The sequence below is a fragment of the Sphingomonas yabuuchiae genome (assembly GCF_014199595.1).
GTDB lineage: Bacteria > Pseudomonadota > Alphaproteobacteria > Sphingomonadales > Sphingomonadaceae > Sphingomonas > Sphingomonas yabuuchiae.
On record NZ_JACHNX010000018.1, the window covers coordinates 1 to 24,263 of the forward strand.

Sequence of the window (24,263 nt, forward strand, 5' to 3'; positions counted from 1 at the left end):
ACCGCTGCGGTGAAACCCCTCTAGGCCGGTCACTCCCGACGGTCAACAACATTTTTCACAACAATGTCGTTTTTCTTGCGCCGCAACGTAACATCGCCGCCCTAGCCTCCCCCGTTGCCCCACGCCCTGCCTTATAAGCCCTGACGCTACGGCTCTCAGGACCGCGCAATGGCATCACGAACCTAGCATAGCTCTATCGACACGCCGGGTGGATACGATAGTCATCGCGCAGGAGATTGATATGAAACGCCTAATCACCCGGGTTATGCGATTGCGACAGGCCGACAGCCAGATCTCCTCGCGGGTTCGGGCCGTGCTGGTGGAGTCGCTCTACGCCTCGCCTCGCTCGCTGGTCATCGGCGCGCTGAGCAGCAGCGCCATTGCGGCGGTCGTCGCGATCTGCAGCGGCGACGACTGGCTGATCATATGCGCCATCGCCGTGGGGCTGGTGGGGCTGATCCGTATCGGCGACGCGCTGTCGAGCCGCCCGACCTCGGTTCCGCAACAGGAACGAGGCTACCGCTTGGGCGCGCTGAGCTATGCAACCTTGCTGGGCCTTTTCGGCCTGCTGACGCTGACGCGGACCGACAATGGGGTGTTGCACCTCCTCTCCGTCACGACTGCCATCGGCTATGCGGCTGGGATTGCGGGGCGCAATGCCGGGCGGCCTCTGATCGCCTTGTCCCAGCTTTGCTGCGCCTCCCTGCCGCTCGCGATCGGGCTGCTGATCCCGCTGAGCCCGTTGAAAGCGCTGATGGCGGCGGTGATCCTGTTCTTCGTCATCGCGATGATGGACATCACGCAGCAGACCTATGCCGCAATCCTGCGCGCCACCGTCGCCTCGGAAGAGAAGGCCGCGCTGGCCGAGCATCATGCGCGCATGGCTCGGCGCGACGACCTGACCGGCGTGTCCAACCGCACGGCCTTTCACGAGCAGTTCGAGCAGCGCCTGCAAGGGCTGGCGCAATCCGGCGACAAGCTCGCGTTGCTCTGGCTCGATCTCGATCGCTTCAAGGAGGTGAACGACTCCTTCGGGCATCTGGCGGGCAATGCGCTGCTTGTCGCCATCGCCCGGCGATTGAATGCGCAGTTCGGCGAAAAGGGCATCGTCGCCCGGCTGGGCGGCGACGAGTTCGCCGTCCTGTGCCATGTCTCGCAGAATGACGTCGTCGACCAGATCGGGGCGACCATTCTCCATCTGGTGCGCCAGCCGGTGCCGTTCAGCGGGCATATGCTGCACACCACCACCTCGATCGGCGTCGCCATCGCGCCCGAGGATGGCGGCGATGCCGACACGCTATTGAAGAATGCCGACCTTGCCCTCTACCGCGCCAAGGAGAGCGGCCGGGGCCAGGTGCTGTTCTACGAGCCGGTCATGGACGAGAAGATCGAGCGCCGCCGTCAGCTCGCGGCCGCGATGAACGGGGCACTGGAACGGGGCGAGTTCCATTTGCTCTTCCAACCCATCTTCCGCCTGGCCCAGAACAGCATCGCGTCGTGCGAGGCGCTGCTGCGATGGCACAGCCCGCAATTCGGCCCCGTATCCCCGGCCGAGTTCATCCCGATCGCCGAGGAAAACGGGCTGATCGTACCCATCGGTGCCTGGGTTCTGGAGCAGGCCTGTCAGGCCGCAAGCACCTGGCCATCGGGTGCGACGGTCGCGGTCAATCTTTCGCCCGTGCAACTGCGTACCGAGAATCTGACCGTCATGGTCGCGCGGGCGCTGAAGGACAGCGGCCTGCCCGCGAAACGACTGACGCTGGAGGTGACGGAGACGGTGCTGCTCGATGATGTCGAACGCTCGGTCGCCGCGTTGACGGCGCTGAACGCGATCGATGTGTGCACGACCTTGGACGATTTCGGGACCGGTTATTCCTCGCTCAGCTATCTGACCCAGTTTCCGTTTCAGACGCTGAAGATCGACCGTTCCTTCGTGATGGATCTGGAGCACAACCCCGCCTCGATCGCGATCGTGCAGACTATTGTCGAACTCGCCGCCAAGCTCGGCATGCGGACGGTGGCAGAAGGGGTGGAGACGCCCGCTCAGCTCGACCAGCTGCGCCGGACGCGGTGCGACGCGGTGCAGGGCTATTTGCTGGCCAAGCCGATGCCCGCCGCGGAGGTGGCCGCCTTGTTCGCCGAGGCCGCCATCGGGGAGCGAAGCCCCGGACAAGCAGTTCGCCTGCCCGGGGCCGGTTGATCAGGCTACGGCCTTGTCCCGCAAACGGCTTTGCGCGGCGACCAGCCGTTCCATCCGCTTCAGGTCTCCCTCGGTCAGCCGCAACGCGGCGTCGGCCCAGAGGTCGACCACGGCCTCCAGCTCCTCCAGCGGCAGCGGATTGACCGCCCGCGACGCCTCGTAGATGGCGCAATGGGCGCTGTGCCGCCGCTCGTTCTGGCGGATATAGTCGGCGACCATGTGCCGCCCCTCGCCCCGCTCGGCGAGGCCATGGACGAGGCCCATCTCGTACAGTTCCTCGGCGCTATAGGTCCGGCCGCTCAGGATCATCCGCTCGGCCCTCGCCGCGCCCAGCCGCCGCGACAGGAAGCAATGCGCCCCCATGCCCGGGAACAGGCCGAACATCGTTTCGGGCAGGCCGAAGCTGGTGCCCCGTTCGGCAATGACGACGTGGAAGGACAGAAGCGCCTCGAACCCGCCCCCCAGCGCGTCCCCCTCGACCAGCCCGATGGTGATGATCGGCCGTTCCAGTCCGCGCATGTTGCGATAGAGGATGCGGACGCAGCGATGGCCGTAACGGGCCAGCGCGTCATGGTTGCGGTCGCGGATCGCCTGCGCGAACAGGTCGAGATCGCCGCCCAGCGAGAATACGCCGGGAAAACGCGAGCCGAGCACGAGATAGCGGATCGGCAGCGTGCCGCTGTCGACCGCCTGCACGATCCCGTCCTGCCAGCGCTCGAAATCGCTCAGCAGATCGGGATTGAAGCTGGGCCGCGCACGCGGGCGCATCGCGGTCCAGAGCGTGTGGGCGGCGCCGTCATATTGCGTTTCCAGCTGCTCGAAGCTGAGCGCGCGGACGGTATCCGACATGAGCGAGGCGCGGCCATCGCGGAAGTCGTTCGCCATTTTGGGGTCATAAGCGGTCATCGGTGATACTCTCGACATGCAGCACCATGCTGCCTGTCGAGAATAGCCCGGACGCCGATCGCGCCCCTTGCCGAAACTGTCCCGTGCGCGACAGTTTCGGCCTTATAATACGTTAGTTAGCGGATGACTGGCCCAAATATTTGCCGAACCATGCCAGTTGTCGCTTCATCACGTCGGGGGCCTGGGTCGGCACGCAGTGTCCGGCATCGGGATAGATGACGAGGCTGGTCGGCACGTTCTGGCTCTTCAGCGCATTCCACCATTCGACCGACTGGGTGGGCGGTACCTCGATATCGCGTTCGCCGACATAGATGAAGGTCGGGGTCCGCGCCGTCTTGACGTGGTAGACCGCCGAGACATCCTCATAGGCCCGATAGTCGTCATAGACCGACTTGCCGAAAAACGGGATCATCCAGGTATTGATGCCGTTGGTCCCGTAATAGCTGACCCAATCGGACAGCCCAGCCCCGGCCACGATCGCCTTGAAGCGATTGGTCTGCGTGTTGGCCCACATCACCATGAAGCCGCCGTACGAACAGCCGGTCAGGCCCAGCCGGGCGTCGTCGATCGGCGCGAGCTTCTCGACCGCATCGATCCCGGCCAGAATGTCGCGCAGGTCGCCGCCGCCGAAATCGCGCTTGTTCGCGGCGGTAAAGGCCTCGCCCTGCCCATAGGAGCCGCGGGGATTGGGCAGGAAGCGGTAATAGCCGGCATCCTCGAACGCGCTGGCCAATCCCTTTTCGATGAAGCGCGGCGTGCTGGCGGCGCTGGGGCCGCCATGGACCTGCACGATCATCGGCGCCCTGGCATCGGGCTTTGCCATCAGCGGCGACAACAGCCAGCCTTGCACGGTGAAGCCCTCGTTCGTCCAGGTCACGCTGCGCGCCTGAACCGCGGGCTGTTGGGCGTCATTGTCATGCGTGATCTGGCGCAGATCGGTCACGCGCCCCGCATAGACGGCCGGTGCATGGGTGAAGTCCTCGACGACGCTGGCCGCCATGTCGCCCTTGGCATTCCATGCGATCTTGCCGTCCCCGGCCGACAGGCCCGCGGGACGGGCGAAGAGCGGACGCGGGGCTTGGCCCGGCGTCAGGGCGACAGCCCCCATTTGGTCGTTGCGCAAGGTCGCCGCGCGCAAGCCGCCCTTCGTCCAGATCAGCGCGGTGAAGGTCATCGGCTGGCCCTTGGTCTGATTGACCGGCGTGCCCCCGGCAAGCGGCACCGTCCAGACATCGCCGCCGATCGAGCCAAAATCGCTCATCAGCCCGCCGATATAGGCGACGGTCTTTCCATCCGGCGACACGCGCGGCATGTTCAACTGGGTGGCGGGCTTGGCGATCGCCGTCACCGCGCCGGTCGTCGCATCCACCCGGTCGAGCGTCGCCACCCACCAGTTCGCATCGCCATTGCCCAGCGCCGAGGTCACGACCAAAGCCGAGCCATCGGGCGTCCAGTCATATTCGTAGATATAGCGCCCCTGCGGCGACAGCGGCACGGCTTTGGCGGGTGCCCCCTCCCCTATGGCCACGACGGCGAGGCGCTGTTCGTCATTGGCGACACCGATCTCCCCGACCTGCCGCGCGCCCGCCTGGGTCGCACCGACATCCTTCGTCGCGCCCAGCGTGATGAGCATCGCCACCCGCTTGCCATCGGGCGAGAAGCGCGGGGTCGAGGCGAGGCCCTCTACGGTCGCGACTGGCCGTACCGTGTCACCGCGCGCGATCATCAGCGTGGCGACGCCGCCGTCCCGCGCCAGAAAGGCCAGGCCGTCGCCCTGCGGGGCATAGGTCAGCCCCGAATAGCTGCACGTCGTGCAAGGATCGATCCGCCGCACCACGCGTCCATCGCGCGCCGAACGCACCACGATACCGGGATGGTTGTTCTCGCCCGGCTCGATCGCGGCGACCTCGTTGCCCGAGGGCGCCATCGTCAGGCCGAGATAACGATGCACCGCCGCCTGCGTCGGAAACGCGACGGCCGAGACGAGGAGAAGGGCTAGAGGAAGACGCATCGGCGATCCTTGATGGAAGATGATGGCAGGCAAAGGTGACAAGATACTGAACTACGGGGCGGTCATGGCAGGATGGTCACGCATCCTCGACCACCCGGATGCCGCGCGCGTCCAGTTTGGCTAGCCGCGCCGGCAGCGCCTTGCTGATCGCCAGAAGCCGGGGGCGCGGGGCCTTTTTCCACTTCCGGCATTCCGGCAGGGTCCGGGCACACGCCACGCACCAGCCGGTGCGGCCATCGAAACGGCATATGCTGATGCAGGGGCTCTTCATGCGCGCACCATGATAGGCCCGCTATCCCTCTGCCCCGCCTCGACAATCATAACGCAGCCGTTCACCGCAACCGCATGAAGGCGGCGACCGCATTACGGACGCTGTCGGCGAAACGGTCGTAGATCATGCGGGAAACCTCGGCAATGACGGGCTGGCGATCCCGCCCTCCCCGCGCGAAGACGGCGATCGCGACACGGCGGCCGTCGGGCATGGTGATGAACCCGACATCGTTGGTGATGCCGTCGAGCGTGCCCGTCTTGTCCTCCACCAGCGTCCCGGCCGGAAGCAGCCCGCGAATGCGGCGGGTGCCCGTCCGGCACTGGCGCATCAGGCCCAGCAGATAGGCGCGGCTCTGGCTGGAGAGCGCGGTGCCGCTATCGAGGATCTTCAGCAGCTGGACCATCGCGACCGGCGTGGCGACATCCTTGATATCGGCCAGATGCCCGCGCTCACGAAGCAGCTGCGCAATCGTGCGGTCGACCCGCATCCCGCTGATGTTGTGCGACAAGACCCATTGCTGGACCTTGGCCGGGCCGCCGAGCGTGGCGAACATCTGGTCGGCCGCCAGATTGTCGCTGCGCACGATCATCGCCTCCATCGCCTTGGCGGCGGTGCGGCCGTTGACCATGTCGTTCAGGCTGCGTCGGCCCTGGTCCACCTCCGCCAGATAGGCGCCCGCAATGGCCAGCTTGACCGTGCTCGCCATCGGAAAGGGGATTCCGCCATTGACCATCGCGGTCGAGCCGTCGTCGAGGTCGATCGCCGCGATCCCATATTCACCCGACCGGCCGGAGAGCAGCGCGTTCATGTCGCGCTGAAGCTCGACGAGTTCCAGCGACCGTGCGGAGGCCGGGGCGGGAATAGCGCAACAGGTCGCAATGCCCATCAGGAGAAGACGGGAAAGCGGGGTAAAACGCATACAGCTTACTCGATCGAAGACGGATTCAGCGGCAGCGACGCTAACCAAAAAATCCGGACGCGTCGCGTGGAAATATGCGGGCTTTGCGGCGAGTCGGTCGAACGTGCGGCAGGCGGCGGCTGGCCTAGCGCCGGTCGGTGCTGTTACCGTCCCTCATGGCTTCCATGAATTTCGAGCTGCTGGACATACGGGTGTTCGTCGCGATCGCGGACGGCAAGAGCTTCCTGCGCGCCGCCGAGCAGCTGAACCTGTCGCAACCCGCGATCAGCCGTCGCGTCCAGAAGCTGGAGGCGACGGTCGGCACGCCCCTTCTGGAACGGACGACGCGGACGGTGCGGCTGACCCCGGCGGGCAAGGAGATATTGCCGCTGCTCCGCCGTCTGCTGGAGGAACTGGACGAATCGCTGCTCGGCATGATGGCTTCGGGCGAGCGACAGGCGGGACGGCTGACCATCGCCAGCATTCCCAGCGCCACGGTGCGTTTCCTGCCGGACGTTCTGGAAGCGCTGGGTCGCGACTATCGCAACGTCCGGGTGCGCGTGCTCGATCTGTCGGCGACCGAATGCGCCGAGGCGGTGCGGACGGGACAGGCCGAGTTCGCCATAACCCTGCCCGTCTCGTCGGACGGGGACATGGTCTATGAGCCGCTGACCGACGATCCTTATGGCCTGGTCTGTCGAAAGGACGACCCGCTGGCCGATCTCGCCGATCCGGCGTGGAGCGATCTGGCGGGGCTGCGACTGGTGACGGTGCATCCGGGCAGCGGCAACCGGACCGCGCTCGACGCCGGGCTGGCGCGTGCGGGCATCGAGTTGCGCTGGTTCTACGAGGTGACGCGGCTGACCTCGGCGCTGGCGCTGGTGCAGGCGGGACTGGGTCCGTCGGTGCTGCCGCGCCTGGCGTGCGAGGGGCCGGATGCGCGCGATCTGGTCTGGCGGCCGTTGCGCGGCGCTGAGGTCACGCGCACCATCGGCGTGCTGCGCCGCAGCTCCGCCACACTGTCCCCGGCCGCGTCACGGCTGATGGGGCTGCTTACCGATGCCTGGGCCGCCGAACCGCGTCCCTCCCCAGCGCGCGACGAGTAACGAGGCGGAGACATTGGCCGTGCCGCTGGTCAGCGCGCGGATCTCCGACAGGAAACGGTCGACCGCGATCAGCATCGCCGCCGCCCCGACCGGAATATCGGGCAGTAGGGACAGGGTGAGTAACAGCGCCGAAAATCCGCTGCCCGTCACCCCCGCCGCCGCCTTGGAGGTGATCAGCATCACGCCCAGATAGACCGCGACCCGCTCCGGCGTCAGCGCGATGCCCAGCGCCTCGCCCAGGAACAGGGTCGCGACGACCAGATACACCGCCGTCCCCGCCAGATTGAGCGAATAGCCCAGAGGAACGGTCAGTCCCGCCACGCTGCGCGGCACGCCCAGCGCCTCCAGCTTCAGGATCAGGCGCGGCAGCACCACCTCGGTCGAGGAGGTGCCCAGCACGATCAGGATTTCGTCGCGGAACACGCGCAACAGTGTGCCGCCGCCAATCCCCGTGGTGATCCACACCAGCAGGACCAGTCCGGCGATCAAGAGACCGCACGCCAGCGCCAGTGTCGCGAACAACAGCCCCAGCGAGCCGATGAACCCGACGCCATAGGTGCCGACCGTATAGGCGATCGCCCCGAACGCCCCCACCGGCGCGGCGCGGATCAGGAAGCCGAAGATCGCGAATTGCAGCCGGGTCAGTGCCTCGATTCCGCGCACGATCGGCGCGCCCGCCTCACCGATGCGGAGCAGGCCGAACCCGACCAGCCCGGCAACGAACAATACCGGCAGGACATCGCCCGCGGTAAAGGCCGAGAACAACGTATCGGGCACGATCCGTACCAGGAAATCGCCCGGCCCGGTGATGTGCCGCCCGGCCAGCTGCCGCTCCACCTCGGCCACCGCCTCGCCATATGGCGGTAGCGGCAGGCCGCGCCCCGGCTGCATCAGCGCCGCGACGCCCAGCCCGATGGCAAGCGCGGCGATGGTGATGCCGAGGAAGACGATCAGGCTGCGCAGCACTGTGGCGCCCGTGTCGCGCGCGGCGCCGTGGCGGACGATCCCCTCGACGATGGTGCAGAACAGCACCGGCGGCACCATCATCCGCATCGCCTTTACGAAAGCGATGCCCAGCGGCCCCAGATCGCGTCCGAACGCCGGGGCCAGCGCGCCAATCAGCGTCCCGGCGACGATGCCGATCAGCATCTGAACATAAAGGTGCCGCAAGACGCGCAAGACCCGATCCGCTCCAAATATATGCACGAAACGCATCAAGCGGACCGATCATTGCATTTGATCGACACGCCCGGTGTGAGGCTTAGTGCCGCGTGAGGCACGATGGCTCAAGCCCCTGCCACGACAAGACAATGCAACGACTAGAACCCGCGAGCGAGCGGGACGGCCAGAAGAGAGGTATGATGAAAGCCCGATCTCCAAGGTTCCGAACCCTGATGCCCCGCCGCGCCGCGCTGGGGCTGGCATTGCTGCTGGGGCTCAACGCCGTCAGCGCGCCCGCCCTCGCCCGCGATACGAAGCCCGCGAAAGTCCGCGAACTGCACGTCGTGACGTCGGGCGGCTTCACCGCCGCCTTCCACGCGCTGGCGGCGAACTATGAGCGCGACACCGGCGTCCATATCGTCGCCGAGCACGGCCCCTCGATGGGTGACACGCCGCAGGCGATCCCCAACCGGCTCGCCCGGCATGAGGACGCCGACGTCGTCATCCTCGCGCGCAGCGGACTGGACAAGCTCGCCGATCAGGGTCTGGTCGCGAAGGGCACCGAAGTCGATCTGGGCTTGTCCAAGATCGCCATGGCGGTGAAGGCGGGAGCCCCCGCCCCCGACATCTCCACTCCCGATGCGCTGCGCTCGACCCTGGTCAACGCCAAGTCGGTGGCATGGTCGGACAGCGCCTCCGGCGTCTATATCCAGTCGACCATGCTCGACCGGCTGGGCGTCACCGATCAGGTGCGTCCCAAGGGTCGGATGATCCCCGCCACCCCGGTGGGCCAGATCGTCGCCACCGGCCAGGCCGAGATCGGCTTCCAGCAGCTCAGCGAGTTGAAGACCGTCAAGGGCATCCGCATCGTCGGGCTGATCCCGGACTCGTTGCAGAAGGTGACGCCCTTCTCGGCAGGCGTTGTCGCCTGGTCGCCGCGTCAGGCCGAGGCCCGCGCGCTGATCGCCTATCTGTCCTCGCCCAAAGCCTATCCGATCATCCGCGACAGCGGATTGGAACCCGCCTCGCAAAAGGCCAAGCCATGAACACCTCCACCATGCCCTTCCCCGCCGCCGCCGATACCGCATCCCCGGTCTCGGCCGAGCGCCGCAAGTCCGCCTTCAAGTCGATCTTCATCGTTGCCAGCGGTAACTTCCTGGAGATGTTCGACTTCATGGTGTTCGGCTATTACGCCACCTACATCTCGAAGGCGTTCTTCCCGACCGGCAGCGAGTTCGCCTCGCTGATGCTGACCCTGATGACCTTCGGCGCGGGCTTCCTGATGCGCCCGGTCGGCGCGCTGGTGCTGGGCGCCTATATCGACAAGCATGGGCGGCGGCAGGGCCTGTTGCTGACGCTGGGCCTGATGGCGCTGGGCACGCTCGCCATCGCGGTGACGCCCACCTATGCGCAGATCGGCGTCGCCGCACCCGTCATCATCCTGCTCGGACGGCTCGTCCAGGGCCTGTCGGCGGGCGTCGAGGTCGGCGGCGTGTCGGTCTATCTGAACGAGATCGCGCCGCCGAACCGCAAGGGCTTCTTCTGTTCGTGGCAGTCGGCCAGCCAGCAGGCCGCGGTCGTCTTCGCCGCGCTGATCGGCCTGATCGTGTCGACCAGCCTGTCGCCCGAGACGATGCAGGCCTGGGGCTGGCGCATTCCGTTCATCATCGGTTGCGTGATGATCCCCTTCCTGTTCGTCATCCGCCGCCACATGGAGGAAACGGAAGTCTTCCTGAAGCGCAAGGAGCATCCGCCGCTGTCGCAGATCATGCGGACCATCGGCGGCAACTGGGGCGTGGTGCTTCAGGGCGCGCTGATGGCGGTGATGACGACCGTCTTCTTCTACATGATCACCGCCTATACCCCGACCTTCGGCAACAAGGTGCTGTCGCTGACCCCCGGTGCCGCGCTGTTCGTCACCGCCTGCGTCGGCGTCACCAACTTCGTGCTGCTGCCGGTCATGGGGGCGCTGTCGGACCGGATCGGGCGTCGGCCGCTCCTGATCACCGCCACGCTGCTCGGCGCGCTGCTCGCCTATCCGCTGATGAGCTGGCTGGTCGCCGCGCCCAGCTTCGGGCGACTGCTGACGGTCGAGCTGCTGCTCGCCGCCATCTATGCCACCTATAACGGCGCGTTCATCGTGTACCTGACCGAGGCGATCCCGGCGCATGTCCGCACCGTCGGCTTCAGCCTGGCCTATAGCCTGGCCACCGCGATCTTCGGCGGCTTCACGCCCGCGATCAGCACCGCGCTGATCGGCGCGACCGGTGACAAGGCGATCCCCGGTGCCTGGTGCGCCGCCGCCGCGCTGCTCTCGCTGCTCGCGCTGCTGATCGGGTCGCGCATGCGCCGCAGCGCCGACTGATCCTCGAACCGCCGCACTCCTGAAGGGGGTGCGGCGGTTTCCCTTCCTGAACAATTCGAGGCGGCGGCCAAGAAGCCTCTCGCCCACCCCTGAGAGGATGCCGAAATGTATCGTGGAGCACTGCTCGCGATCGGCCTGTGCGCGCCGCTGCCGGTCGCCGCGCAAACCACCCCCGCCCCCGCCCCAGCACAACGCAATGACGATGTCGCGCGCCTGACCCGCCTCGTCGAACAGCAACAGGCGCAGATCGAGCGGCTGGAAGCCCGGCTGGCGGCGGTCGAAGGCGGCAAGCCACAGATGCTCACCGCCGCCCCGCTCGGCCAGCCGCTGCCCAGCGATGCGCATCCCTCCGTCCCGCCGCAGATCGCGGCGCAGGCCCCGCAGGCGGCCCGGACGCCCGCGCCGCTCGGCCAGTCGCTACCCAGCGACGCGCACCCGCCCTCGCTCGACGCGCGACTGGCGCGGATCGAAAAGGCGCAGAAGGAAGGCGTGCATGTCGACTGGTCGAAGGGCACGCCCGAATTTACGAGCGCGGATGGCCGTTTCTCCTTCCGGCCGCGCGGCCGCATCCTGGTCGACGCCGCCGCCACGACCGGCAGCGCGCTCCCGAACCGGAACATCACCGCCACAACCGCCCGGTCGCTCCGCCTGGGCTTCGAGGGATCGATCGGCCCGCACCTTTCCTATTTGCTGGAGGGCGATTTCGCGGACAATGACCCAGCGATCAAATCCGCCTATCTCGCCTGGACCACCGGCTTTCTGGGACAGCAGGCCGAGTTCGCGCTGGGCAATCGGTTGAACGATCGCGGGCTGGACGGGTCGAGCGGCACCATCTCGGTCCCGTTTCTCGAACGCAATTTCGTCGGCCAGGGCATCATCCCGGTGCGCGGCTTTTTCGGGCTGGGCGCGGCCGCCCGCATCTATGGCGATGGCTGGCATGTCGGGGTGCAGGTGTCGGGCGACGACATCAGCAATCCGGGCACGCAAAGCGACGGCCTGACCATCGCGGGGCGCGCGCATTGGAACCCGGTCAAGACCGCCGACTGGCTGGTCCATCTGGGCGTCTGGGGCTTTCGCGAGACGATCGCCGCCGACGCGACCCGCCCGACGCGCAGCATCGCGGTCGGCGGCTTCTTCAACGACAATCTGCGGATTCTGCCCGGCACCTTCACCGGCGCGACGGCGGGCACAGGCTATGGTTTCGAGCTGGGCACCTTCCACAAGTCGCTCTGGGCGTATGGCGAATATGGCACGCGGCGGATCGAGAACCGCGCAGGGTCCGCGACCGATCAATCGGCCTGGGCGGTGCAGGCGGGCTGGTTCCTGACCGGCGAGACCCCGCCCTATCTGACGCGCGGCGGCGTGTGGAGCCGCCCCAAGGTCCTGCGTCCCTTCACCTCGGGCGGGCGCGGCGCGATCGAGCTAGCCACCCGTTACGAGGAGCTGGACTACAGCGACAATCCCACCGCCGGACGGGGAACCGCACTGACGCTGGGCATCAACTGGTATCTGAACAATTTCGTCCGGCTACAGCTGAACGCGATCGACTGGACCATCGCCAACCCCGCCCAGCTCGGCGGCGCGAACGATCATGGCCAGACCCTGATCGGCCGCGTCCAGATCGCCTTCTGAGGCAACGAAACGAAACGGAACGCAAGACTGCGCCCAAGCGCTGGACGGACAGACGGGTCAGCCCCCCCCATGGACGCACAGGAGCGAAAAGCGCATGAATGCCGCAGATGTCTTCACCAAGCTCGATGTCGAACTGAAGCCCGATCCCTCGCGTACCGTCATCCGCCCGTTCCGCTTCGACTATCCCGAGGCGTTCGACCGCAAGCCCAGCCGGGCCGAATGCGTCGCCCGGCACGTCATGGCACTCGACCCGGCGACGCGCGACCGGATGCTCGACTTGCTCCATGACGCGATGAGGCAGCGTCACCGCAATGTCGACAATGTGTTCCTCCGCCGTTTCGACCAGATCAAGGCGGACATTGGCGACATAGGGGTCGAGCGGGATTGCGATCGCCTGCTGCTGGGGGCTTATTTCAGCCAGGAATATGCGTTCGAGTCCGCCGCGCTGTTCAATCCCAGCATCGTCACCCTGCCCGACCAGGACCCGGACGACCAAAGCATCCGCTTCCTCCTGTCGCTGCGCGGCGTCGGAGAAGGGCATATCTCGTCCGTCACCTTTCGCACTGGCACCTGGGACGGCGCGACGGGACTGACCGTCGATCCGGCCAGTTCGCAGGGCGTTCCTCCGCGTATCGACAGCGAGGATGGCGAATGGGTCCGGATGCGGGCGGACGACAGCCAGGACATCTCCGAAACCGTGATCTTCCCGATCCTGCCCAGCCAGCGAAGCGGCATCGAGGATCTGCGGCTGGTCCATTTCACCGATCATGACGGGGTGCGCAGCGTCATCGGCACCTATACCGCCTTTGACGGCCAGACCGCCCGGTGCGAGCTGCTGCGCGGCATCAACGAGCAGAGTTTCGAGATGCGGCCGCTGACCGGCCGCCTTTCGGGCTACAAGGGCATGGCCCTGTTTCCACGTCGGATCGGCGACCGTTTCGCCATGATCGGGCGGCAGGACAATGTGAATCTGTGGCTGCTCTATTCGGACGACCTTCACATCTGGGATGAAGGGATGCGGATCATGGGCCCGCAATATCCGTGGGAGTTCGTCCAGATCGGCAATTGCGGCTCACCGATCGAGATCGACGAGGGCTGGCTGGTCTTCACCCACGGGGTCGGCATGGTCCGGGGTTATTGCGTGGGTGCATGTCTGCTCGACAAGGACAATCCGGCCAAGGTCCTTGCGCGTACGCATTCGCCGATCCTGTTCCCGTCGGCGGAACAGCGCGGCGGCTACGTGCCCAACGTCACCTATAGCTGCGGCGCGCTGCTCCATAAGCGCCACATCCTGCTGCCCTATGCCATCGGCGACCAGTACACCGCCTTTGCGACCGGCAGCGTCGACGATCTGCTATCGGTCATGGTGTAAGGGCGAGCCGGTTCCGACGGACCGGGCTCGCCCGAAACGGCGGCTCAGCTGATGGCCAGGACCGCTGCGCAGATCACGCCCCAGGACAGGACACAGGCCCCGCCCAGGATCGCCAGGCGGGTACGGGTCGTCAGCTTGTGCACCGTCCTCGTCTCGGCGGCGGGCACGGGGTCGGCCGTGAAGGACAGGATATTGGTCGGCCCCTGCGCCGCCGTCACCGCGCCGGGCGGCAAAGGCCGGTCGAACAGGCACCCCAGATTGCCGATGCTCTGCCACACCGCCGTCGCCTGAACGCGACCGATATTGGCCAGGCCGATCTCGATCGTCGCGCCGTGCACCACCGGCAGGTCGGTCTCGATGCGGCAACCCTCTCGGGTTAGGTCGAGGACAACGACGTCATGCGGATGCGGGTCACCGCCGATGCGCAGGACGCCGCGACGATCCAGCGGAGTCCGCTCCTCGCTACGATATTCGGCGACATCATATGCGGTCTTCGCCAGATTCATGCCAATGCCTTCTGAAGGGGGTCGCATTCGGCCCCGTCCGAACCGTCCACCGCGCCGCCGGGGTCATGCGAAGATGACACCGACGACATAAGCGGCAACGTCTCGATACGGGACAAACGAGAGAGTGGGAATGGTCGGTGCAAAAAGCGGATCAGTAAAGGCCCAGCACCGATCCGGCGAAGAACAATGCCCAGCCGCCGATGCCGCCGACCAGGATCAAGGCCGGGGCTCGCAGGCGGTGGAGGGACTCGATTTTGGCCGGCTGCTTGTTGCTGAAGCTGGCCAGCACGATCCGTTCCCGACTGGGGTCGAACTCTTCCCACAGACGCTCTTGCAAGGCGTGCACGGGCGAGGCGGCGGACGACGCGGCCGTGCCCTGGGCGGGCGTGGCCGCTTCGGTGCCGGTCGACGTGTCCGCCGTGACCTTGCGGGCTAGACTGTGTCGCATGGCAAACCCCAAACGGTTGGTGTCGATGGGAACCGCCTTAGGCCACCGTGTTTAGACGGGACTTAATCCGGCTGGTTAACCCGATGTTATCCATAAATCAGCCTGTTCACTTCGCCTTGTGACGGGATGGTGAAATATGCCATTTGCGACATCAAACGGACCAAGGGGATCACCATGTCGATCATCAAGCGGCTTGCCGGCCTTCGCCCTGCCATGCTGGCCATGCTGGCGAGCAGCGCCGTGTTGAGCGGATGCGCGACGGCACCGGCCCCACCGCTGCCCGCATCGGAATATGGCCAGGCCAACCAGCCCTATACGCTGGGCGTCGGCGACAAGCTGCGCGTCAACGTTTATCGCGAGCCGGAGCTGAGCGGCGAATTCTCGGTCAACGGCACCGGCGCCATCACCATGCCGCTGGTCGGCGAAGTGCCGGTCAAGGGCATGACCCGCGCCCAGGTCGAGGCAGAACTCACCCGTCGCCTGGGTTCGGGCTTCGTGCGCAATCCCAGCGTCTCGGTCGAGGTCTATGATTTCCGCACCTTCTCGATCCTGGGCGAGGTCCAGCGGCCGGGCAACTATCCGGCGCGTGAAGGCACGACCCTGACCGCGGCGATCGCGGTGGCGGGCGGTTATACCTACCGCGCGAATGAACGTCGCCTGCTGCTGCGGCGCGCCAATGGGCAGAGCTATTACAGCGTGGATGCGGACGCCAATGTCGAGATCCGCCCCGGCGATACGATCCAGGTGCCTGAGGTCCATTTCTAAGGGCTGCCCCAGGTGTCTCGCTCCTCCATTTCCGCTCCCGCCCTGCTGGTGCTGCTGACCTCCGTCGCGGTGCCGGTGGCGGCGCAGACCACCCCGACCGCGCCGAATTCCGGGCCGGGGCGGCTGACGCTGCCGCCGCAAAGCGATCCCATGCGGGATCCGCAGGCCCCGCTGCCGCCAGCCCCCTTGCCGCCGCGTGCCGTCGATCCCCAGACCGGCCGCCCGATCACGGTACGGCCGGATAATGTCGATCCGGTGGATACGGCCACCCGCGAGCGCCTGCAATCGGGCGCGACCGTTCCTGTCCCGGCCTATATCCCCCTACCCACCGGCTCGACCCAGCAGACCGAATTGCCGACGCAGCGCGTTGCCGATCGGGCGCTGGCCGCATCGCGGTTGCCGGGGACGACGGTCCGCCTGCGCCAGCGCCCCGGCTATGACGCACCCGGCCTGCGGGCGGGCGGGATGGTCATCCACCCCTATATCGACACCGGCATGGCCTATGACGCCAATGTCTATGCCGAGGAAAATCCGCGCAACGACGTCTTCGCCCATCTGACCGGCGGATTCGATGCCGCGTCCGACTGGGGCCGCCATCGCGCGGTGCTGAGCGGTTTCGTCCGGCGGCGCCAATATGGTCAGTACACCAGCGAGAATACGACGACCTATCGCCTGATCGGCGCCGGTCGCTATGACGCCGACTCGCATCTGTCCTTCAACAGCGAGGCGTCGCATCAGCGTATTCAGCTGGAGCGCGGCGCGGTGGAGGAAGTCTCCAGCCTGGCGCTGCCGACCCTCTATGATTTTACGAGCGGACTACTCGGCGCGCAGGTTCAATATGGCTCGACCCGCCTGAGTGCTCAGGGTGGTGTGAACCGCACCGCTTTTCGCGACAATCGGTCGCTCACGGGCGCAGTGACGGACCAGCGTTTCCGGAACTTCACGGGCTATACGGGTCAGGCCCGTCTTGAACAGGAAGTGCTGGGCGGCCGGACTCTCTACGGTCAATTCAACTTCGAACGGCGGCGGTTCGAGACCGCCGACGCCATCCGGCTGAGCAACGCCGATGTCTACACTCTCACCGGCGGCCTGCGCGGGGCACTGACCCAATTGATCCGGGGCCATGCCGGGGTCGGCCTTATTCGCGTCGACTTTCAGGACCCTGCCGCACCATCCATTTCCAGCCTAACCTTCGATACCCAGATCGACTGGCTGGTGCGGGATCGGACGACCATCTCGCTGTCGGGGGAACGGGATTTGCGAACGGTCGCGCAGCGCGGCGTGCGTGCGGCCCTGTTCACCACCGTAAATTTGCGGGTCGATGAAGAAATACGGCGCAATCTGATCCTGTCGGTCGGCCTGCGGCAGCAATTCACCGATTATGTCCAGGATACGCGTCGCGCTTCGGCGACCGGCGTCACCCTGGGTGCCGACTGGCTTCTGGATCGCCACTGGACCGTCCGCCCGCAGGTCAGCTACCTCCGGCGCACCGATCGCGGGTTCAATCTGGACCTCGGCCCGGAAGACGCGCAGGTCGGCGTCAGCGCCACATTCCGCCTATGATCGCCGCCGGGACGCCATCAGCCGCGCTGGCGCGGTGCATATCGGTCCCGGCCGGAGATCAAGGATCAATGACGATCGCGGGCCATGGAGGTTGGATTGCCTGAACGCTTGCAGGACGGGGCCGTCGCGGTCGCCAATTCCCCCTGGCGTCGGCGCGAGGACGCGCACGCGTCGCGGATGATCCAGGCTGTCGGCCGATACTGCATCATCCCGGCCGCCATCATCGCCATCTATCGCAGCACCCAGATGTGGTATGGGTATCCCACGTCGCAGGGCGACAATGCGCTGAACGACCCGTTCCTGATGCAGCTCGTGCTGTATTCGCTCGTCCCGCTCCTCGCGCTGACGACCCTCACCCTGCCCCGCATGGCCGCTCGGTCCATCGTCGAGATGGGCCCCATGGTCGCCTTGCTCGGAGTGTTTCTGTTCGGCTCGATCGTGACGTCAGCCAACCCCCAAATGTCGCTACGCGGACTTGTCCAGATCATCATCTTGGCATTGCCTATGATCTACCTTCGCGCATTTTACGGCGCGCGGGGCGCATTCGAACTGCTGCGCAAGGTGATGGGGGTCCTGCTCGTCATCAACTTCCTTTACGCCGCCCTATTTCCGCATATCGCCTTCATGAGCGGATCGCTGAACGGGGCCATGCGCGGCATGTTCGTGCACAAGAACGCGTATGGCGCCTATTGCGCGATGACCTTCGTGATGATGGTTCCGCCGGACATCAACATTCGCCGCTGGGACCGGTTGCTGCAGGTCGGCTTGTGCGGACTGGCCATGGTCGGCGCCGTTCTGTCCAAGTCATCAACGGCTGTCGTCTTGCTGATTGTCGGAACCGGCGTGTTGGTCATGATCAACATATTGAGCCGCGTCGAACAGCGGAGCATCCGAGCGATAACCTTCGGTAGCGCCCTGGTCTTTGCCATTTTGCTTGCCGGGGGCGCGGGCACCGCACTGCTAGGTGAGGTCGCAGGGCAGTTCGGCAAGGACGTCACCCTGTCCGGTCGCGCCGAGATATGGCAGACACTTTGGCCCGTTGCGCTGGACAAGCCTTGGCTGGGCCATGGTTTCGCGATGTTCCGCCAGACGGCGTATTTCCAGCAGTTCACGACAACGATCGCCTGGGGGCCCCGATCTACGCACAATACCTATCTCGAAATCGTGTTGAACTCCGGCTTTCCCGTATTGATCGTGTGGTTGTCCATCGTCCTGGGGGCAATTTTTCGTGCCGTCCTGCTCGTGAATGTGACGAAGCCCGACTATCGCCCGTTGCAAAAATCGGTAGCAGCCATCGTTCTCGTCCTGCTGGTCTCGACCAGCGAAGCTGGGCAGATGCTAGGTCCCCAGCCCTCCTGGCCGATCCTGGTCCTCGCGCTCTATTGTATCGCTGCCGCTACCAATGGTCGACTGCGCAGGAACTCCGTCGACGGCCCGACTTGGAACGGCTGGGTGGCCAGCCCTGCGCCGCGCTGACCGGTTAATTCGGAAGCCTCAATGTGCGGGTGGCGTAAACGGCCCCTGCACGCGACAGATGATGGGCGTCCCCATAGAGGATGTGCCCCGCATGGCGGAACCGGCATCCGGCTTCGTTGCATAGTCCCATAGTCGGGTCGAACAGCGTGACGCCCGGCACCTGTCGTGCGACATGGGCGAGCACGCCACGGGCCTGATCGGCAATGACCCGTGACCGGGGCAGTCGATCGTCGCTTACGCCCTTGTGCTTGGGATCGGCGTCCAGCCAGTTCGACACTAGCGCACGCTGGGGCATGATATCGACCAGTGCGACGCTATAGGGATCGATCGCGAAGTGCGGAACGTCCTGCACGATGACCACCTGGCGGCCCATCTTGCGAAGCACCTCCGCCGTATGGCGCAAACCGACCGCCAGTGTCTGACGCTGGCGGACCATCCACGCCGCGCGCTGGGCCGGGTTGCTGGGCCGATCGACCATGGTCTGGCGGTCCTGCGTGACGAAGGACGACCAATATCCCGCAAGGACCAATATCCGGATTTCCGGATGCGCGGCGACGGTCGACAGGACGCGCGCCATGAACGCCGCGCACTCGCGATGATGCATCGGATAGCGGTCCAGCACGCGGCTATAGCCGATGATAGGCTGGCATGACGATTTGGTCATCTGATAGACGGCGAGCGAGCGTCGCTCCGCAATCTGCCGCACGCCCTCCACCAGCGAATTGGCATGGCTGTCCCCCACGACCGCCACGGCGGGTCTGCCGCTGACGGGCAGGCACGACAGCTGCTCGCTGGGCGTGGAGTCGCCATAGGATGTCAGGCAGGGATTGGACATGGCGCTCCGCACGTCCCCATCCGCCTCCCTCAGCGCGGGCGAGGCGAGACGCGAGAGCCCGCCGCTCAGGTCGATTACCCCCAGCGGGATCACGACCGCCCCGAGCACCGCACCATAGCACCGCATCGATGGCAAAGAGGCCGGACGGCTGCGGCGAAAGGGCTGTTCGACAAGCGCATAGCTGATCATCGCGATCGCGAAGGTCGCGATCAGGAAACCGATGCGCGCCATCGGCTCCAGGTCGATGCCAAGCAGGTTCATCGCGGCCAATGGGGGCCAATGCCACAGATACCAGGAATAGGAATATCGCCCGATCACCACGCCGGGTTTCGCCCCCAGCCCATAGCGGTTCAGCACGGAACGAGGCGCGGCGATCAACGCCATGCTGCCCAGCACAGCCAGCGCTCGAAGGACGACGACCGAAACGGGGTAGGTGATAACCAGAGCCGATCCGAGCAGGACAACTCCCAGCGCCGCAAAGCCATCGGCGAACCGGCGCGAGGCCAGCCTCTTGTTGCCGGTCAGATCAACGGTCGCCAACCATGCGCCCGCAGCGAACTCCCAGGCGCGGAACGGCAGAAGATAAAAGGCCGCATCGGGTCGATACCATTCGAAAGCCGTCGCCGCCGCAAAGGATAACGCAATGATGACCGCAAAGAATTTCGCCAGCGCGCGAGGGCCTTTGGGAATGATCCCGACGATCAGGGGCGGCAACACCAGATAGAATTGCTGCTCCAGCGACAGCGACCAGGCCATCATCAGCAGTTGGCGGGACGCCTTTGGCGAAAAATAGTCGACGAACCCCAGGAATGCGAAATTCGATATGCCGAATATCGTCGAAATCGCGGTGACCGCGTAAACCTTGAGCTCGTACGGTGTCATGAAGACCATAGCGAACAGCGTTGCGGTGACGATCACTGCGACCAGCGCTGGCACCAGGCGACGGGCCCGACGCCGATAGAAATCGAGATAGCTGAACCGCCGCTGATCGACCCGGCGACAAATGTCGGATGTAATGAGGAAGCCACTGATTACGAAGAAGATATCGACGCCAACATAGCCGTTGGCCAGATGACCGACGTCATAGTGGAACAGCACGACCGCCAGAATGGCGATCGCCCGCAAACCTTCGATATCGGCTCTGAATCCCAACCCCATTACCGCGTCGTACCGCCTATGCCCTGCATCGTTGTGCCCAGAGGCAAGACGTCCAACACTTCAATCGCTTGCCCTATCCCGGCGTCATGACATTCGACGAACCCGAGGGGCATATCCCAAATGGTATAGAGACCGTCCCTTTGACGCGCGCCGCCATGCCACACGAACCATTTCAGGACGTTGCAGGCCATCGCGAAACAGAAACGGGCGACCGACATAGTGTCGGCCGCCCGCCATTTCGTCCTGACCAAACGGGTCGGGATCCTTCGGAACCCACCCGGATGCGAGGGGGTATCAGAGGACCAGCAGGTCACCTGCCGTAAGGTGCGGCGTCAGGTCGATGACCAGCGCGCCCTGATCATAGCTGCCGCCATGGGCCGCCTTGTAGACGAAGCTGTCGCTCGTCTTGTGGTCGGCGACCATCCGGGCATTGGCATCGGCATCGAGCGTGTAGGTGAACGCACCGCTGGCATCGATATGGAGCGTGCCGTACGCGCCCTTGAGGTCGATCGCGCCCTTCGACACGGTCTGTCCACCGACGGTGCGCAGCGAAAGGATGCTGCCGTCGGACATGATGTCGTTGGTCGAGACATTGCCCGTCACGACATGGCTGTCGGCGCCGATCTTATAGAAATCGTCGACCGCCTTGGCCTTCAAGACCGGCGCGCCGGACTTTGCCGCGGCCTTTGCCGCCGCGCTCGTTACGTCCTGGGTGCCGACATAGGCGGACAGGTCGATCGTCAGGCTCGACGTGACGACCTTGCCGCTGTCATTGGCCTTGTACTGGAAGCTCTCGGTCGGGGTCGCGACGTTCTTCAGCTTGGCCAGGGCGCCGGTGTCGAGCGCGTAGGTGAAGTGGCCGTTGCTGTCGACGTGCAGGGTTCCATAAGCACCCTTCAGGTCGACACCCTGTGCTCCGATCCGCGAACCGCCGACGGTGCTCAGCCCCAGCTTGTTACCCGCGGCGTTGATGTCGTTATCCAGGATGTTGCCGGACATCTTGGTGCCCGAGACATCCATCGCATAACGATCGGCGTTGATCCCGATCTTCTGGATCTTGTTCAGATTCTCGGAATAGCTTTCCTGCAGGATCTTGGCCGCGGCGGCATCGGCCTGCGCCTTCAGCACCGCGTCGGCCTGCGCCTTGGCGACGGCATCGGCCTGGGCCTTGGCGACCGTGCTGGCCTGCGCCTTGACGTCAGCCGACATGTTCGCCGCGGTCGTCTGAAGGTTTCCGCTGACATCGAAGACGCTCTTCAGGCCGTTGCCGGCAATCTGGGTCAGCTTGCTGTCGACGACGACATTGTCGTGGAAGGCACCGGTGGCTTCCTTGTCGATCTTCAGCGCGGCGTTGGCGACGCTGACGAAGGTGTTGTTCGCAATCTGGATGTTGCTGCGGCTGACATTGCCGTCACGCGACAAGCCGGTCAGCGCCACGCCGAAGTTCGAGCCCACGACCTCGTTGCCCGAGATCGTGTAGTTGCCGATATCGATACCGGCGCTGGCCATGATCGCCGACGACCACGCATATTTGTTCTGACCGCTCAGCTTGTTGTCGGTGATCTGGACGTTCCAGCCATTGATCGCGACACCGAAGCTGCCCCCCTTCACTTCGTTGCCCGAGGCGACGACGTTCGAGCTGGAGTTGACCATGATCCCGCCCTTGGTGGAGTCGGGAGACGTCGACTGGTCGATCTTGTTGCCGCTGATCTTGACGTTTGACGAGCTGGTCACCTGGATGCCGTCGGCGGTGCCGCCCACCAGATTGGACATGACGTTGTTGACGATGGTCAGGTCCGTCATGTCGACGACATAGATGCCGTCGTTCGACACATGGTCGAACTTGCTGTTGGAGATGGTGACGTTCTTGCTCGTCTTCATCGAGATGCTGCCCGTACCCGTGGCGGTACCGGCATTGATGAGCGAGACATGATCGATGACCCAGTTCTCGGCCTGGGCGGCATAGATCGCATTGAAGCCGGTCGAGAAGGTCAGGTCCTTGATGACGATGTTCGCCGTCTTGGTGCCGTAAATGCCCTGCTTGCCGGTGAAGGTCGGGTCGGTACCGGTGCCATAGGCGCCGATCGTGATCGGCTTGTCGGTGGTGCCCGAACCGTTGATGGTCAGCATGTCCGCATAGTTGCTGCCGCGCGCCAGCAGAACCGTGTCGCCCGCCTGCAGCTTGATGCTCGAAATCTTCGCAACCGACTGAAACGCCGCACCCGCACTGGTGCCGGCATTCTTGTCCGAACCGTTGGCAGCATCGACATAATAGGTCGTCATGTTCCGTCGTCTCCGGGGAAGGAAGCCGTGATCTTCCCGATGAGACGGTAGTGGCGATGACTCCGGAAACGGTCGGTTACATGGAAGGGTTAACGCATTGTATACGTTAAATCGCTGTGTTTATGGACCATTTTTCGGGCTTTCGGCGGTACGTTAAGATACCTTTCCGTGTCTTTAATTCGCCGATAACGCATTTTTGGCCCGCAAAAATGTTAACGCCGGCGTCCCGAAGGACACCGGCGTTAACATTTGCATTGCAATCGATTCGCTCGCCGCCGGGGTGGCGAGCGACGCCCGATTACACGCCCGGCGCGACGTTGAAGTCGATCGTCAGGATCGCATAGTCGGTGTTGTTGCCCTGGCCGTTCTGGCCGTCATGCGGCTTGTAGGCGAACTTTTCGACGCCTGCATTGCCGTTGAGAGCGATGGTGTCCGGATCGGTCTGGTCGACGACATAGGAGAAGACGCCCTTGTCGTTGATCGTCAGAGTGCCGTACACGCCCTTGATCTCGACATTGCCGAGGCCGGTGATGTGATAGTTGGTGTTGGTGGCGAGGTCGATCACGCCGCCGACATGCAGGGTATCACCGTCCGGATCGCTGTCATTCGCCAGGACGTTGCCGCCAGCGACGGTCGAATTGGTGGTGACGAAGTCGTCAACCGCGACCGGGCGCTGGTTGGCCATGCCCATGACGTCGAACTTGATGATGCCCTGATCGTAATTGCCCTGGCCGTCACGGATCTTGATGGTGAAGTCTTCGACCATCGTGCTGCCGGCGACGAAGTTGACGCCCTTGTTCAGCTCGTAGGTGTAAGTGCCGTCCTGGGCGATGGTCAGCGTGCCATACTGGCCCTGAATGACGTTGACGCCCTTGCCGCCGCCGATCGAGCCCGCGATGTACGCACCATCGACGCGCGCCACGGTGATGGCGCCGCCATCCGCGTCGGTCGCGCCACCGTTCAGCAGGATGTTGCCCGTCATGGAGCGGGTCGTCTCGTTCAGCTTCATGGTCTGGTCGTTGAAGATGGGCTTCGCCATGGTGATGATCCCTGTTTTTGCGTGTTGAAACTGTGAATGCTTAGCGATGTGGCAGCGTGCCGCCTCTCTACTGCCCCATATGGTAAGCGCCGGGTTAACCAGAGGAAGAGCGAATGTTTCCCCGCAATTTCGAACTGTCCCGAAGTGAAGCGATCCGGCATGGGGGGAGGCGCGCGGCCGTGCTGTAAGGATCAGCCAACGGAACCGTAGAATTGAAACCGCGTTCTCGTCCGTTTTTCCCGATGCGCCGAACTCGGGATAATCACCA

19 protein-coding genes are annotated in these 24,263 nt (G+C 64.9%); 9 read left to right on the plus strand and 10 right to left on the minus strand.

Translation table 11 applies throughout. The annotated features are described in order from the left end of the window. The first annotated feature begins 241 nt into the window (after positions 1–241). Positions 242–2,200, plus strand: a complete 1,959-nt coding sequence (locus GGQ89_RS16115) for a putative bifunctional diguanylate cyclase/phosphodiesterase (protein ID WP_184106421.1) — start codon at positions 242–244, stop codon at positions 2,198–2,200. On the opposite strand, the gene GGQ89_RS16120 is transcribed toward GGQ89_RS16115, so the two are convergent. The 4 genes from GGQ89_RS16120 to GGQ89_RS16135 form a co-directional block, all read right to left on the minus strand. Then, on the minus strand, positions 2,201–3,106 hold the full coding sequence (locus tag GGQ89_RS16120) for a crotonase/enoyl-CoA hydratase family protein (RefSeq protein WP_056432545.1): 906 nt from the start codon (positions 3,104–3,106) through the stop codon (positions 2,201–2,203). Between the two features lie 112 nt (positions 3,107–3,218). After that, a complete protein-coding gene (locus GGQ89_RS16125; protein WP_184106422.1) occupies positions 3,219–5,117 on the minus strand; it encodes a S9 family peptidase in 1,899 nt (632 codons plus the stop codon). 76 nt (positions 5,118–5,193) lie between these two features. Next, entirely contained in the window at positions 5,194–5,388 is a 195-nt protein-coding gene (locus GGQ89_RS16130; protein ID WP_184106423.1) for a DUF1289 domain-containing protein, read from the minus strand. Between the two features lie 61 nt (positions 5,389–5,449). Next, positions 5,450–6,274 carry a serine hydrolase gene (locus GGQ89_RS16135; protein WP_244955801.1) on the minus strand — a complete coding sequence of 275 codons (825 nt, stop codon included), beginning with the start codon at positions 6,272–6,274 and terminating at the stop codon, positions 5,450–5,452. A gap of 188 nt (positions 6,275–6,462) precedes the next feature. On the opposite strand from GGQ89_RS16135, the gene GGQ89_RS16140 reads away from it, so the two are divergent. Next, positions 6,463–7,392: a LysR family transcriptional regulator gene (locus GGQ89_RS16140; protein ID WP_184106425.1), complete on the plus strand. Its 930-nt coding sequence runs from the start codon at positions 6,463–6,465 to the stop codon at positions 7,390–7,392. Here GGQ89_RS16140 and GGQ89_RS16145 read toward each other — a convergent pair. Next, positions 7,321–8,541 carry a cation:dicarboxylate symporter family transporter gene (locus GGQ89_RS16145; RefSeq protein WP_206362737.1) on the minus strand — a complete coding sequence of 407 codons (1,221 nt, stop codon included), beginning with the start codon at positions 8,539–8,541 and terminating at the stop codon, positions 7,321–7,323. The genes GGQ89_RS16140 and GGQ89_RS16145 overlap by 72 nt on opposite strands. A 245-nt stretch (positions 8,542–8,786) precedes the next feature. Here GGQ89_RS16145 and GGQ89_RS16150 point away from each other — a divergent pair, with 245 nt between their 5' ends. The 4 genes from GGQ89_RS16150 (at position 8,787) to GGQ89_RS16165 (ending at position 13,922) form a co-directional block, all read left to right on the plus strand. Continuing rightward, positions 8,787–9,599, plus strand: coding sequence for a substrate-binding domain-containing protein (locus GGQ89_RS16150; protein WP_206362736.1), 813 nt, complete (start codon positions 8,787–8,789; stop codon positions 9,597–9,599). Beyond that, entirely contained in the window at positions 9,596–10,918 is a 1,323-nt protein-coding gene (gene tcuC / locus GGQ89_RS16155) for an MFS transporter (protein ID WP_276208905.1), read from the plus strand. The genes GGQ89_RS16150 and tcuC overlap by 4 nt, the downstream gene beginning before the upstream one ends. Before the next feature lie 105 nt (positions 10,919–11,023). Then, positions 11,024–12,550, plus strand: a complete 1,527-nt coding sequence (locus GGQ89_RS16160) for an OprO/OprP family phosphate-selective porin (protein WP_184106428.1) — start codon at positions 11,024–11,026, stop codon at positions 12,548–12,550. Between the two features lie 94 nt (positions 12,551–12,644). Continuing rightward, the gene (locus tag GGQ89_RS16165) at positions 12,645–13,922 is read left to right on the plus strand and encodes a glycoside hydrolase family 130 protein (protein WP_056432562.1); all 1,278 of its coding nucleotides are present in this window, start codon (positions 12,645–12,647) and stop codon (positions 13,920–13,922) included. A 44-nt stretch (positions 13,923–13,966) separates the two neighbouring features. Here the strand turns inward: GGQ89_RS16165 and GGQ89_RS16170 are convergent, their stop codons facing one another. After that, positions 13,967–14,428, minus strand: coding sequence for a hypothetical protein (locus GGQ89_RS16170; RefSeq protein WP_184106429.1), 462 nt, complete (start codon positions 14,426–14,428; stop codon positions 13,967–13,969). Positions 14,429–14,579: 151 nt separating this feature from the next. Continuing rightward, positions 14,580–14,876: a hypothetical protein gene (locus GGQ89_RS16175; RefSeq protein ID WP_184106430.1), complete on the minus strand. Its 297-nt coding sequence runs from the start codon at positions 14,874–14,876 to the stop codon at positions 14,580–14,582. Between the two features lie 174 nt (positions 14,877–15,050). Here GGQ89_RS16175 and GGQ89_RS16180 point away from each other — a divergent pair, with 174 nt between their 5' ends. The 3 genes from GGQ89_RS16180 to GGQ89_RS16190 all read left to right on the plus strand — a co-directional run bounded on the left by GGQ89_RS16180 (position 15,051) and on the right by GGQ89_RS16190 (position 18,680). Continuing rightward, positions 15,051–15,641: a polysaccharide biosynthesis/export family protein gene (locus GGQ89_RS16180; protein WP_076718106.1), complete on the plus strand. Its 591-nt coding sequence runs from the start codon at positions 15,051–15,053 to the stop codon at positions 15,639–15,641. A 12-nt stretch (positions 15,642–15,653) separates the two neighbouring features. Then, positions 15,654–17,204 (plus strand): outer membrane beta-barrel protein, encoded by a 1,551-nt coding sequence (locus GGQ89_RS16185; protein WP_206362735.1) that lies wholly within the window; start codon positions 15,654–15,656, stop codon positions 17,202–17,204. Between the two features lie 96 nt (positions 17,205–17,300). Next, a complete protein-coding gene (locus tag GGQ89_RS16190) occupies positions 17,301–18,680 on the plus strand; it encodes an O-antigen ligase family protein (protein ID WP_184106432.1) in 1,380 nt (459 codons plus the stop codon). 4 nt (positions 18,681–18,684) lie between these two features. Here the strand turns inward: GGQ89_RS16190 and GGQ89_RS16195 are convergent, their stop codons facing one another. The 3 genes from GGQ89_RS16195 to GGQ89_RS16205 all read right to left on the minus strand — a co-directional run bounded on the left by GGQ89_RS16195 (position 18,685) and on the right by GGQ89_RS16205 (position 23,995). Further along, on the minus strand, positions 18,685–20,673 hold the full coding sequence (locus GGQ89_RS16195; protein WP_184106433.1) for an acyltransferase family protein: 1,989 nt from the start codon (positions 20,671–20,673) through the stop codon (positions 18,685–18,687). Between the two features lie 294 nt (positions 20,674–20,967). Continuing rightward, positions 20,968–22,956, minus strand: coding sequence for a right-handed parallel beta-helix repeat-containing protein (locus tag GGQ89_RS16200; RefSeq protein ID WP_184106434.1), 1,989 nt, complete (start codon positions 22,954–22,956; stop codon positions 20,968–20,970). A 298-nt stretch (positions 22,957–23,254) separates the two neighbouring features. Then, entirely contained in the window at positions 23,255–23,995 is a 741-nt protein-coding gene (locus tag GGQ89_RS16205; RefSeq protein ID WP_184106435.1) for an Ig-like domain-containing protein, read from the minus strand. Positions 23,996–24,263 lie beyond the last annotated feature (268 nt).